The sequence below is a fragment of the Ottowia sp. VDI28 genome, assembly GCF_049532675.1.
Taxonomy (GTDB): domain Bacteria; phylum Pseudomonadota; class Gammaproteobacteria; order Burkholderiales; family Burkholderiaceae_C; genus Ottowia.
This window is the reverse complement of record NZ_CP149820.1, coordinates 1053580-1066258: the sequence shown is the minus strand read 5'-3', so window position 1 is coordinate 1066258 and position 12679 is coordinate 1053580. Positions and strand designations below refer to the sequence as shown.

Annotated in this window: 10 protein-coding genes; 6 read left to right on the top strand and 4 right to left on the bottom strand. The window is 63.5% G+C overall.

Annotated features, from left to right (window positions below):
• Window positions 1-7 precede the first annotated feature (7 nt).
• Genes WJU18_RS04960 through WJU18_RS04945 form a run of 4 tightly spaced genes read left to right on the top strand, consistent with a single transcriptional unit; the run spans window position 8 to window position 3509 of the window.
• Complete coding sequence (locus WJU18_RS04960) at window positions 8-322, top strand: hypothetical protein (protein WP_423459029.1); 315 nt, start codon at window positions 8-10, stop codon at window positions 320-322.
• Entirely contained in the window at window positions 319-1779 is a 1461-nt protein-coding gene (locus WJU18_RS04955; RefSeq protein ID WP_423459028.1) for a serine/threonine protein kinase, read from the top strand. The genes WJU18_RS04960 and WJU18_RS04955 overlap by 4 nt, the downstream gene beginning before the upstream one ends.
• A 57-nt stretch (window positions 1780-1836) precedes the next feature.
• The gene (locus WJU18_RS04950; RefSeq protein ID WP_423459027.1) at window positions 1837-2319 is read left to right on the top strand and encodes a MarR family winged helix-turn-helix transcriptional regulator; all 483 of its coding nucleotides are present in this window, start codon (window positions 1837-1839) and stop codon (window positions 2317-2319) included.
• Window positions 2316-3509 (top strand): multidrug effflux MFS transporter, encoded by a 1194-nt coding sequence (locus WJU18_RS04945; protein ID WP_423459026.1) that lies wholly within the window; start codon window positions 2316-2318, stop codon window positions 3507-3509. The genes WJU18_RS04950 and WJU18_RS04945 overlap by 4 nt, the downstream gene beginning before the upstream one ends.
• A gap of 13 nt (window positions 3510-3522) precedes the next feature.
• Here WJU18_RS04945 and WJU18_RS04940 read toward each other — a convergent pair whose 3' ends face one another.
• The 4 genes from WJU18_RS04940 to WJU18_RS04925 form a co-directional block, all read right to left on the bottom strand.
• On the bottom strand, window positions 3523-4107 hold the full coding sequence (locus WJU18_RS04940; RefSeq protein WP_423459025.1) for a DUF2799 domain-containing protein: 585 nt from the start codon (window positions 4105-4107) through the stop codon (window positions 3523-3525).
• A 47-nt stretch (window positions 4108-4154) separates the two neighbouring features.
• Window positions 4155-6161 carry an acetyl/propionyl/methylcrotonyl-CoA carboxylase subunit alpha gene (locus WJU18_RS04935; protein ID WP_423459024.1) on the bottom strand — a complete coding sequence of 669 codons (2007 nt, stop codon included), beginning with the start codon at window positions 6159-6161 and terminating at the stop codon, window positions 4155-4157.
• Window positions 6162-6178: 17 nt separating this feature from the next.
• Window positions 6179-6940, bottom strand: a complete 762-nt coding sequence (locus WJU18_RS04930; protein ID WP_423459023.1) for a DUF4126 domain-containing protein — start codon at window positions 6938-6940, stop codon at window positions 6179-6181.
• 73 nt (window positions 6941-7013) lie between these two features.
• Window positions 7014-8621, bottom strand: a complete 1608-nt coding sequence (locus WJU18_RS04925; RefSeq protein WP_423459022.1) for a carboxyl transferase domain-containing protein — start codon at window positions 8619-8621, stop codon at window positions 7014-7016.
• A 320-nt stretch (window positions 8622-8941) separates the two neighbouring features.
• Here WJU18_RS04925 and WJU18_RS04920 point away from each other — a divergent pair, with 320 nt between their 5' ends.
• Window positions 8942-11044, top strand: coding sequence for a CHAT domain-containing protein (locus WJU18_RS04920; protein ID WP_423459021.1), 2103 nt, complete (start codon window positions 8942-8944; stop codon window positions 11042-11044).
• Window positions 11045-11070: 26 nt separating this feature from the next.
• Window positions 11071-12678 carry a ShlB/FhaC/HecB family hemolysin secretion/activation protein gene (locus WJU18_RS04915; RefSeq protein WP_423459020.1) on the top strand — a complete coding sequence of 536 codons (1608 nt, stop codon included), beginning with the start codon at window positions 11071-11073 and terminating at the stop codon, window positions 12676-12678.
• The last annotated feature ends 1 nt before the right edge of the window (window position 12679 follow it).

Here is a 12679-nt window from a genome sequence, read left to right as displayed (position 1 = left end):
CGAAAAGGTGCGCCATGTTTTTGGCGGCCACGTACACAGCCAGACCCTGTTTTTCCGCGGTGGAGCGGGCAAGCTGATGCCCTTTGCTCCCACCCCTGGGGTGCCGATTCCCGTACCGCGCCATCGTCTCTGGCTGGCCACGGTGGGCTCGGTGGGGCAACCCCGCGATGGGCGGATAGATGCCATGTATGCGATCTTTGACGACAACGCGGAGCAGTTGACCTTTCACCGGGTGCCTTATGACGTTCAGGGAGCCATGGCGGCTATCCGCGCCACGGAGCTGCCGGCCTTTTTCGCCGACCGCCTGGAATACGGACGATGAGACGGCTCCTCTTAGGGGCCGATATCGACGGCTTTCGCATCGGCGAGTTGCTGCACAAGGGCGGCATGGCCCTGATCTACAAAGTCGCCTATGCCGATGGCCGCCACGCCCCCTTCGACATGGTGATGAAGGTGCCCCGCATGACCGCGGCGGATGGTGCGGAAAACATCATCGGCTTCGAGGTGGAGCATCAGATCATGCAGGCGCTGAGCGGCCCGCACGTGCCGCGCTTGGTGGCAGCAGGCGACATCGCCGTGATGCCCTACCTCGTGATGGAGTACGTGCCCGGCCGTATGTTGAGCCATTGGCTCCCGCAAGCGGGGCAGGCGCTCAGTTCCCCGCCGACGATAGCCGCACTGGGTGCGGCCGTAGCGACAGCCGCTCACGCCCTGCATCAGCAGAACGCGGTGCATCTGGATTTGAAACCCGCCAACGTCATCATCCAGGAGGAAATCGCCCCTCCTGCCTTCTCGGCCGTGTTGCTCGATTTCGGCCTCAGCTACCATGCCCACTACCCCGATCTGCTGGCAGAGGAGATGCGCAAGGCGGTCGGTTCACCGGCTTACATGGCGCCTGAGCAGGTCGTGGGCATGCGCGGCGACCCTCGCAGCGATGTGTTTTCCATCGGCGTGATGCTGTACGAACTGGCCACGGGCGAGTTGCCCTTCGGTTCACCAGGCACCGACGGCGGGCTGCGCCAGCGGTTATGGGCCGACCCCGCTCCTCCACGCAAGCTCCGTCCGGACCTGCCCGAATGGCTGCAGGAAGTCATCCTGCGTTGCCTGGAGCCGGCAGCAGCCCGGCGCTACCCCTCGGCGGCACACTTGGCTTTCGACCTGTCACATCCGGCACAGATCGAGGTCACCGAACGGGGCCGGCGCCTGAAAGGCACGGGATTTTTCACGCATTTCAAACGCTGGCTCCGCGCGGCCGGCGCGCACTACCAGCCAAGCCCCCTGCCTGCCAGGCAGATCGCGGAAGTGCCCATCCTGCTGGTCGCCGTGCCGCACCAGGATGCCTCCGATGCCACGTTGTACTCGTTGCGCCAGGCAGTCAGCCGCTCTCTGGGGATCAGCCCGAGTGCCCGCCTTGCTTGTGTCACTGTCGTAGCGCCCAGCAACAGCGCCGATGAGGAAACCAGTGAAACCGCTGTACACCGCGCCATGCTGGCGATGCTGCAGAACTGGGCCCGCGGGCTTGACCTCACGGGCCATCAAACCTCCTACCACGTGCTGGAATCCAGCGACGTAGCGGAAGCCATCGTGCGGCATGCGGAAGCCAACCATGTCAGCACGATCGTGATGGGTGCGGCCACGCACGGACTGCAGATGCAGCGCTTCGTAGCCACGGTCCCCATACGGGTGGCCATGCGGGCGCCGTGTACGGTGATTCTGGTGAAGCAGGCGCTCCCGTTCGATCGCCTAAGGGCGATGGAGGTACCGCAGACGAGCATATAGGGGCTTCCTGCTTGCGTGGATCTGTATTCAAGGGAAAACCCTTAGAATATACTTTGCATGCAAACCAATTACCCTTCAGAGATTTCTGAGCTGGACCGCCAGCAAGCGCGGTCGCGCTTTGGGCTTCTGCTCGGAACGGTCTACCGGCAGTGGCGCCGTCAAATGGATCTGAGTTTCAAGACTCTGGGCCTCTCCGACGCCACCCGCCTGCCTTTGTTGGCGCTGTATGCCCATGAAGGGGCTCTGCGCCAGAAAGACTTGGCCGATGCCTTGTCGCTGGATACGTCCTCATTGGTGCGGGTGCTGACGCATCTGCGCGAAGCCGGCCTGATCGACTGGGAAGTCGACTCTACGGATCGCCGGGCCAAATCCATCGGCCTGACCCCCGCCGGGCGCAACACAGCCCGATTGATCCTCGCCAAAAGCCTGGAAATCGAAAGCGCGATCCTGGCAGGCCTCTCTGCACAAGAGGTCGACGTCATGCGCGGATCGCTGGAAAAGATCGCCCAGCGCTTTGATGCACTGAAGAGCCTGACATGAGCGCCGCCTCCGACACCACAGAACGATCGCCTCGAGCACCTCTTTGGCTGCTGGTGCTGGTCACACTCAGTGGGACCATGGCGATGCACATCTTCGTACCTGCACTCCCTATAGCGGGCCAGGCGCTGGGCGCCTCTGCCGCCAGCATGCAGCAGACGGTCACCCTGTATGTGCTCGGCCTCGCCCTGGGACAACTGATCTATGGCCCCCTCTCGGACGCCCTCGGCAGACGCCCGGCGTTGTTGATCGGGCTGGCCATCTACCTGATGGCCAGCCTGATGGCCCTGTTCGCCTCCACCGTGGAGTGGCTCGTGATGGCTCGGCTGCTGCAGGCTCTCGGTGGCGCCGCCGGCATCACCCTCGGGCGCGCAATCGTGCGAGATACGGCTGATCCCACGCGAACCACCAAGGACATCGCCATGCTCAACCTGCTGACCATGGTGGGACCTGGGCTGGCGCCGGTGGTGGGCTCGTATCTGGCGGACCATTTCGGCTGGCGTGCCATCTACGTGTTTCTCGTCATACTCGGCTGCGCCATGCTGGCCTTCACGTACAGGCGGCTTCCTGAAACCCACTTTGGGCTACGGCCCCTGAAGGTGCGCTTCATCGCGCGTGATTACCTTCGATTGGCATCCAATGCCAAATTCACAGGGCTTCTGCTGGGCGGCGCCGCCGGATCGACGGCTCTCTACCCCTATCTTGCGTCCGTCCCTTACATCGTTCATGACAACCTGGGACTGCCCATCAGACACGTCGGCTGGTTCGCGGCAAGCACCATCGCGGGTGCGAGCCTGGGCACACTCCTCACGCGCCGGATTGCCGGGCGCTGCCCGGCCGAGCGCCTGCTCTTCATGGGATCGGGCCTGGGGCTCGCCATGGCCGCCACGCTACTGATCGTGCACTGGATGGGGTGGTTGACGCCCGCGTCCTTGCTGGCCATCACGATCACGATGACCTTCGGCGCCGGCCTCGCCAGCCCAGCCGCCTTGAGCAGCGCCCTGGCTGTCGTGCCCTCGCTCAGCGGCGCCGCAGCCGGGTTCTACGGATTTGGCCAGATGGCCATGGGGGCCATCGGAACACTGCTGGTGGGTTTCGGTCAGGACCCCGTTCAGTCTTGTGCCATCACGCAGATCGGCATGACAGCGTTGGCATTCGCGAGTTTCAAGTTTTCTGCGTCGATCAAATCTTAGGAGCGTGGGCGGCTCAACGCCCGATCCTCATCATGGTTTCGTTGCGCATGCGATCGCGCAGGCTGCGGATCTCCTGCTCGAGGGAAGACCGGCGTGCCGCCAGATCGGCCTGCTTCTGCCGCGACTGATTCTCTGAGCGGCCCATGTCGCGGATGACGTCCTCGAGCCTGCGTGAGCGGTCATCGATCTGCGTCTGCAGATCCCGGATGCGCTTTTCGTATTGGTAACGGTCGCGGGCTGGCCTGTAAACCGACAGGAACACCGGCTCCAGATCAGGCGGGCAGAAACCCGCCGTGTAATCGCTGCTGCGCTGAGCCCAGGAAACCGCATTGCCCGGCGTGCAAACCTCGCGCCGGCCGATCTCCCAGCCGCGCCGCCATTCCGCCAGATTGCCGGGAACGCCCTTTTCGGCGCAGCTTTTCACACGATCAGCGCCGAATTCCGGCATGTCTCCGTCGCGCGCATCGGATTGCCCCAGAGCCGCCCAGTTCGCGCCACGGCATTGCTCCTCGCTCATCGTGGCGCAGCCCGAAAGCAGGGCGGCCCCCAGAGCCAAAAGCGCCACGCCACCCCGGAAACACGTACTTGCCGTCCTCATGACTAACTTCCTCCTCGTTGTGTTCCTTGGGGCGTGTCTGCCTGCGCTCAGCTTGTCAAGCGAAGCAGTTCGGCTCCCTCGGTTACCTGTTCACCCGGCGCGAACAACAGCTCGGCCACCACGCCATCTTTCGGCGCGGCAATAGTGTGCTCCATTTTCATGGCTTCCATCACAGCGAGATGCTGGCCCTTGCTCACCTTGTCACCCACTTTGACGGCTATGGAGACCACTTTGCCTGGCATGGGGGCTGTCAGCCGGCCACCTTCGCCTGCACCCTCACCCGCATGCGAAAGCACGTCGAGCTCAGTGATGGTGGCTGCACCACGCGTACCGAACACGTGGGCCGTTTCGCCCCGCGCATGAACCTGCACCACCTGGCGATCGTTGCCAAAGCGCACGTCGATACGGCCTTGCGGCTCAGCAGTGAAAACAAACGGCGCGGCTTCCGCCTCACCTACTTTCAACTGCAGCCCGTCGTCCAAGTAGCGCAGCTTGGCCACCACCGGCTCACCCTTGTACTCAAAATCGATTCGCCGCGAAGCCACGCCGTGCGAACGGAAGCCATCGCGCCGGCTGAAGGGGTCGTTGGTTTCAGCCGCGCGCTCATTCAGCACGGTTTGCGCCACCGCAGCGGCCACGGTCATCTGAACACCGAGCTTGTCCTGCTTGAAAAGGCTTTTCTCTTCGCGCTGGATCAGCGCCGTATCCAGCTTGGCCTGGCTGAATGACTCCGTCGCCAGCACGTGGCGGAGGAATTGCACGTTGGTTTGCAGGCCGGCAATGTGGGTGGCGGCCAGCGCCGCATCGAGCTTGGCCAGCGCTTCCTGACGGGTTTCGCCCCACACGATGAGCTTGGCGATCATCGAATCGTAAAACGGACTGATGGCATCGCCCTCGCGCACACCATCGTCCACGCGCACCACGTCGAACGCGAAGCTCGAATGCGGCGGCTTGCGGTAGACCTGCAGGGTGCCGGTGGCAGGCAGGAAATTCTTGTCGGGATTTTCCGCGCAGATACGGGCCTCAATGGCGTGGCCGTCGATCATCAGATCGTCCTGCTCCAGTGGCAGCGGTTCGCCGGATGCCACGCGCAATTGCCATTCGACCAGATCGAGGCCCGTGATGGCTTCGGTCACCGGGTGCTCTACCTGCAGGCGCGTGTTCATCTCCATGAAGTAGAACTTCATCTGATCAGGCCTCTCGTAGCCCCCAGGCTGCTCCACGATGAACTCCACCGTACCAGCGCCCACGTAATCCACGGCGCGCGCCGCGTTGACGGCCGCCTCGCCCATCGCGGCGCGCAAGCTCTCGGGCATGCCGGGCGCCGGGGCTTCCTCCAGCACTTTCTGGTGGCGGCGCTGCACCGAGCAATCCCGTTCGAACAGATAGACGTAGTTCTGGTGTTGGTCGCCGAACACCTGGATCTCGATATGACGCGGGCGCTGCACGTATTTTTCGATCAGCACGGCATCGTCGCCGAAACTGTTCGTGGCTTCGCGCTTGCATGATTCGAGCGCCGCCATGAAATCCTCGCTCTTTTCCACGGCCCGCATGCCCTTGCCTCCGCCGCCAGCGCTGGCCTTGATCAGCACAGGGTAGCCGATGCGGTCAGCTTCCCGGTGCAGCAGAGCCGGATCCTGATCAGCCCCGTGGTAGCCAGGAACGAGCGGCACGCTGGCGGATTCCATGAGGCGTTTCGATTCGGCTTTCAGGCCCATGGCTTTGATCGCGGAAGCAGGCGGGCCGATGAACACCAGGCCGGCTGCCGCACAGGCCAGGGCGAAATCCTCATTCTCGCTCAAGAAACCGTACCCGGGATGAATGGCTTGCGCGCCGGTAGCCTTGGCGGCATCCAGGATGCGCTGCCATTGCAGGTAACTTTCCTTGGGCGCGCTTCCGCCGATGTGCACGGCCTCATCGCAGGAGGCCACATGCTTGGCATGCGCATCGGCATCGGAATACACCGCCACGGTCTTCACGCCCAGGCGGCGCGCGGTAGCCGCCACGCGGCAAGCAATTTCGCCACGGTTGGCGATCAGGATTTTGTCAAACACGGAAGTCTCCTCAGAAATCAGACGCTACTCGAGGGGCGTGGAGTGGCGCCAAAGAAATCGCGCAGCTTGCCCAAGACCAGCTTCAAGAACTTGTAAAGCACTACCAGCAATACGACGGAAACCAGCACCATCACCACTAGCGCGATGGCGAATATGAAGGGATGCGCGGTCGCCAACCACAGGACGGCCACGACCAGGCCATCCTCGAAAAACGAAGCCAGCCAGTTGGAAAACGGTTCTGGCGACGTATTGATGGCGGCGCGTGTAGTGGCCTTGGTGGCGAACGACGTCGCCGCAAGGGTGCCCCCGAGCAGACCGGCCACCACCCCCATGGTGGCCGAATCGGCGCCAAACACGCTGGCCGCCAGCAGCGCCCCGCCGGGAATGCGGATGACGCTGTTGATGGAATCCCACAGGCTGTCCAGCCAGGGGATCTTGTCGGCAAAAAACTCCACCAGCAACATGAAGCCGCTGACCGCCATCACGGCTGGATGCTCAAGGATGTGCAGGCCGGCAGGAAGGGGAATCCAGCCGGCGTAGCCCATGGCGCCGGTCAGGAAAACCACCGCATACAGCCGGAACCCGCTGGCCCAGCCAAGTGCCGCCGCCAGGGCCATGAGCGAGGCCATGTCCATCTTGGCCACTACCGGCGCCACCGCGCCGCCCACAGCGGCCCCCGCCTGTCCGACCGCATCGCCAATGGCGCTGGCGGTTTCCTGGCTGGGATGGATACCCAGGGCATGCAGCCATTGCATGAATTGCTGTAGAAGTTCTTGCATGGATTTACCCGGTTTTGCTTAGAACGGGTTCAACGCGGGTGGGAGCCAAAGAGCCGACATTCAGGGGCACGCCCTACATCCGGAACACACCAAACTTCACATCCGGCACCGGCGCATTCTGCGTAGCCGACAATCCCAACGCCAGCACCCGCCGCGTATCGGCAGGATCAATCACCCCATCGTCCCAGATGCGGGCAGTGGCGTAATACGGATGCCCTTGATCCTCGTACTGCTGGCGAATAGGCGCTTTGAACGCCTCTTCTTCTTCCGCGCTCCATTTCCCGCCCTTGGCCTCAATCCCGTCGCGCTTGACGGTCGCCAGCACGCTGGCCGCCTGCTCCCCGCCCATCACGCTGATGCGCGCATTCGGCCACATCCACATGAAACGCGGCGAGTAGGCCCGCCCGCACATCCCGTAATTGCCTGCCCCAAAGCTGCCGCCAATGATGACCGTGAACTTGGGTACGTTCACGGTGGCCACCGCCGTGACCATCTTGGCGCCATGGCGGGCAATCCCCTCGTTCTCGTACTTGCGGCCCACCATGAAGCCGGTAATGTTCTGCAGGAAGATAAGCGGAATCTTGCGTTGTCCGCAGAGTTCGATGAAGTGAGCGCCCTTTTGCGCGCTCTCTGAAAACAAAATGCCGTTGTTGGCCACAATGCCTACCGGCATGCCTTCAATGTGCGCGAAGCCGCACACCAGCGTGGTACCAAAGCGCGCCTTGAATTCGTGGAACTCGGAGCCATCGACGATGCGGGCGATGATCTCGCGCACGTCGAAAGGCTTGCGCGTATCGGTGGGGATCACGCCATAGAGCTCTTCGGCCGCATATTTCGGCGCGCGCGGCGCGCGCAGATCGCCTGCCGGCACTTTCGTCCGGTTCAAGTTGGAAACCACCTGCCGCGCCAGGGCGAGCGCATGTATGTCATTCTGCGCCAGGTGGTCGGCCACGCCTGAAAGACGCGTGTGCACATCGCCGCCTCCCAGATCCTCGGCCGTCACTTCTTCCCCCGTCGCAGCTTTCACCAGCGGCGGGCCGCCCAGGAAGATCGTGCCCTGGTTCTTCACGATGATGCTTTCATCGCTCATGGCGGGCACATAAGCGCCTCCTGCCGTACAACTCCCCATGACCACGGCGATCTGGGCGATGCCCTTGGCGCTCATATTGGCCTGGTTATAGAAAATGCGGCCAAAGTGATCGCGGTCGGGAAACACCTCGTCCTGGTTCGGCAGATTCGCGCCGCCGGAATCCACCAGATAGATGCAGGGCAGGCAGTTGGCCTCGGCAATTTCCTGGGCGCGCAGGTGTTTTTTCACCGTCATGGGGTAATAGGTACCCCCTTTGACCGTGGCGTCGTTGCACACGATCATGCAATCGACCCCGCTGACGCGGCCGATGCCCGCCACGATGCCTGCCGAAGGCGCGTCGCCCCCATACATGCCCAGAGCCGCCAGCGGCGCGATTTCCAGAAACGGCGTGCCTGGATCCAGCAGTGTCTGCACCCGCACGCGGGGCAACAGCTTGCCGCGATCAGTGTGCTTCTTGCGCGCAGCCTCTCCTCCGCCCTCGGCCACACGAGCCACCTGTGCTGTCAGATCGTCCACCAGCGCGCGCATGGCGGTGGCATTGGCCTGGAACTCGGCCGAACGGGCGTTGAGTTTCGTCTCGAGCATTGTCATGATTTTTCTGCTTCGCTTCGTCTCTATTGCGGGGAATGGGGAAAAGGGAAAACGGCCTGGAAACTCTATCCGCCAGCCGGTCCGCTTACTTTACCAAGACGTAAGCGTAACTCATTCGCTGACGCAATGGCGAACAAGTTGCGACGGACGATGCGCGAGCCCTTGTTTCGTGCGTCCTTCCGCCATTCGCACTAGGCCGTATTGCGCATTGGTGACACGCCGAGCGCCGCCTAAACTGCCTCTCACAGTCCGGCAACGGCACATCAGCGGTTGGAGAGGGATCTCCGGTCGGGCTCATCGGGAGTTGCGAGATGAGGGCGATGACAAAAAGTTGGCGCGGCCTGAAGGTGTGGCCGCTTCTAGCGCTCGCGTTGGCCTGGGCAAGTCCCGCGCTAGCGCAAGCGCCCGATGCCGAAGCCGCGGCCGACCGTGCGGCCCAGACCCGGCTCGAGGACACCGACACCCTGCTGGCGCTGACCAGCGAGGGTGCGATTCTGTATGCGCAGGATGAAGTCAAGCTGAACGGCTACCAATACTGCAGCCAGGCCGTGGCGCTGGCCGAGGCGGGCGAATTCCGGCAGAGTATCAGGGCCGCCAGCAAGGCCCTGCATCTGGCCAACACGGGCAGCGACGACAACCTCAAGGCACTGGCCAATCGCGATCTGGCCATCGCTTACAGCTATTCAGGCCAATTGGACAAAGCCATCGAGTTCGCGCGCGAGGCGTTGCGCCATACCCCGAAAAACCCGCAACTCGTCTACGGCCCCGCCAATAAGATCATCGGTGATGCGCGCGCGCGCCGGGGTGATCATGCGGGTGCGGTGCTTAGCTACGAGGAAGCGCTGAAGACCAGTTCGCCACGCTATGCCCCCTTGGTACAAGCTTCGCTCGCCAACTCGCTGCTCGAAACCGGCGAGCAGGCCCGTGCGCGGGAGTTGCTGGGCCAAATTCCTACGCCGCGCGAGCCGGCGCTTCTCGCCCAACTGGACCGCACACATGCCCGCCTCCTGCTGGCCGAGAAGAAGCCAGAAGAAGCGCTTGCGGCCTATCGCAAGCTCACCAGCCGCACCTATGGCGTGGACAGCAACTACTTCCAGCTCTGGGCCTGGGACGGTGTGGCGCGCGCCGAACAGGCGCTCGGCCGGTCAGCAGAAGCCACGCAAGCCATCGACCGCGCGTTGGCCGATATCGATCAAGTACGCACTCGGTTCCGCAGCGAAGAAATCAAAATCGGCCTGTTCTCCGATCTGCAGTCCGTATTTGAACGGGCGCTGGTGCTGCACGGCCAGGTGGGCAATGAGGCCCGCGCCTTCGAAATCAGCGAGCGCAGCCGTGCACGCGCGCTGCTGGATACCGTGCGCGGACGCGCCGACCTGGATGCCAGCGCCGCGCAAACCCTGGATCTTTCGGCCTTGCAGGCCAGCCTTCGGCCTGACGAACGGGTAGTCGAATTCCATTCCCTGCCGGGCTATCTCCAGGTGTGGGTCATCAGCCAGAACAGCATCAAGGGCCATCAGGTCGCGGTGCCGCGCGAGGAACTGAACGAACTGGTGGAGGGGTTCCGCAATTCCGTGGTGCGCGGCCGCCGAACGGCCGTTGGCAATGCCGACAAGCTGGGCGCGGCGCTGATCGAGCCGCTCGGCCTGGCGCCGGGGCAGCACCTGGTGTTCATACCTCATGGGCCATTGCACTATCTGCCTTTCCAGGCACTGCGGGTGAACGGACACTACTTGATAGAGAGCAACCCGGTTTCGGTAGCACCGTCAGCCAGCATCGCAGTGCGTCTGGCTCAGCGCACCCCGCGCGCACCTTCCGCGCTCACCGCCTTCGGCAACCCTCGCATTGAGGACAAGTACGAATTGCCTGGCGCGGAAGCTGAAGTCAAGCAACTGGCGCACCTGTTTCCCAACAACAAGCTGTTCGTGGGTGAGCAGGCCAACAAGACTCGGTTCCGCCAGACGCTGGCAAATGCCCCGATGCTACATGTGGCCGCGCACGCCGAGGTGGACGAGGTGGATCCGCTGTATTCGCGCATCCTGCTGGCCAACGAGAATGGGCGCAACAATTTCCTGGAAGCGCATGAAATCCTGGACATGCGCATGCCCGATACGGCACTGGTCACGCTCTCGGCCTGCGAATCCGGGCTGGGCCGCATCGACAGAGGTGACGAGGTACTAGGCTTCACGCGCTCGTTCCTTTCTGCCGGTTCCTCGAGCCTGATCGCTTCCCTGTGGCCGGTGTCGGATGACGCCACCGCCGTGCTGATGAGCACGCTCTATGGCGCGCTGGCTCAGGGCCGCGAGGTGCAGCAAGCCTTGCAGGCCGGACAGTTGGCGGTGCTGAAGGACCCCAAGATGGCCCATCCCTTTTTCTGGGCCCCGTTCAACCTGATCGGCAACTGGCGGCTGACGCTCGGTGGTTGATGCCCGTGAACCTTGGAAAGCCCACCATGCGCACGCACACTCCACTTCAGACCGCACTGGCCTTGTCGATAGGGCTGGCCGGCCTCGCACACGCACAGGACGGTGCGGCGCCTGCCCCCCAGGCCCTGCCCGCCGTCAGCGCGCCCGCCACGACATTTCTCCTGAATGACGTGCGCTTCAGCGGTGCCCACTCCCTTGAGCCCGCCGAACTGCGCGAACTGGCTCAACCTTTTATCGGCCGCCAGGTCGCCATGGCCGACCTCGAGAAGCTGGCAGCCAGCATCACGGCGCGATACCGGGAACGCGGCTACTTCCTGGCACAAGCGCTGGTGCCGGTGCAGACCGTGAAGGAAGGTGTGGTGGAAATCAGCGTCGTGGAAGGCCGGCTGGGCAAGATCGACTTGCAGGTGGCGCCGGACGCTCCCATCAGCAGCGAGCGCGTGCGTGGCTTCCTCAACGCGCTGAAGGTCGGCGAAGCCGTGAACGCCGACGAATATGAACGCGCCATGCTGCTGCTGTCCGACCAGCCGGGCATCCGTGTGTCGTCAGCGTTACAGCAAGGCTTGCAACCGGGCACCGTGGACCTGACAGTGGAAGTAGTGGCCAGGCCGCGCTTTTCTGGCTCGGTGGATGCCGACAATCACGGTACGCGGGAAACCGGGCGCTACCGCCTGGGCGGATCCGTGCGCTGGGCAAGCCCGGCGGGGATTGGCGACAACCTGGACGCGCGGGTCATGATCTCAGACAGCAATAACCTGCAGTTCGGACGGCTGTCCTACGAAGCCCCCATCGGCACTTCGGGCCTGCGCGCGGGCCTCGGTCTTTCGACCGTGCAATACCAGGTGGGCGGCGAGTTCGAGCCGCTGGATGCACGCGGCCGTGCCAACGTGGTCGATTTTTCTCTGAGCTACCCGGTGATCCGCCAGCGCGGGCACAACCTGCTGGCCCGCCTGTCCATCGAATCCAAGGAGCTGAAAGACGAGTTCCGCGCAGTGGGGGTATCGATTCCGAAACGCGTGCAGGCAGTGGGGCTCGGCTGGACCTGGGACCGGAGGGACACCATGGGCGGCGGGGGGTATTTCGCCAGTTCGGGCACGTTCTACAGCGGCCGTTTGCAGATCCGTGATGCGGCAGCCCTTGCAGCCGATGCGGGCCCTGGGGGACGGCATACCGAGGGCGGCTTCAACAAATTCACGTTCCAGGTCTCTCGCCTGCAAGCTCTTGTACCCCGCCATTCGCTCTATCTTTCCGTGGGCGGCCAATGGGCAAGCAAGAACCTCGACGCGTCCGAAAAGCTCTCGCTGGGCGGCGCGCGCGCCGTGCGGGCCTACCCCTCCAGCGAGGCTCTGGTCGACGTAGGCTGGATCTCCACGGTGGAATACCGCTGGGCCGCCACCGACGAGTTGACACCCTTCGTCTTCTTCGACGCTGCTCATGGCCGCCGCGCCAAGAGTGCCAACGAAGCAGGCAACGGCGTGAGCCTGCGCGGAGCGGGCATCGGCCTCTCCTGGGGCCGGCCGGGTAATTTCTCGGTGAACGCCACGCTGGCCTGGCGCGTGGGCACCGATCGCGCCGTGACCGACGGCGGCGACCGCAACCCTCGCTTCTTCATTCAGGCACAGAAAGTGTTTTGAC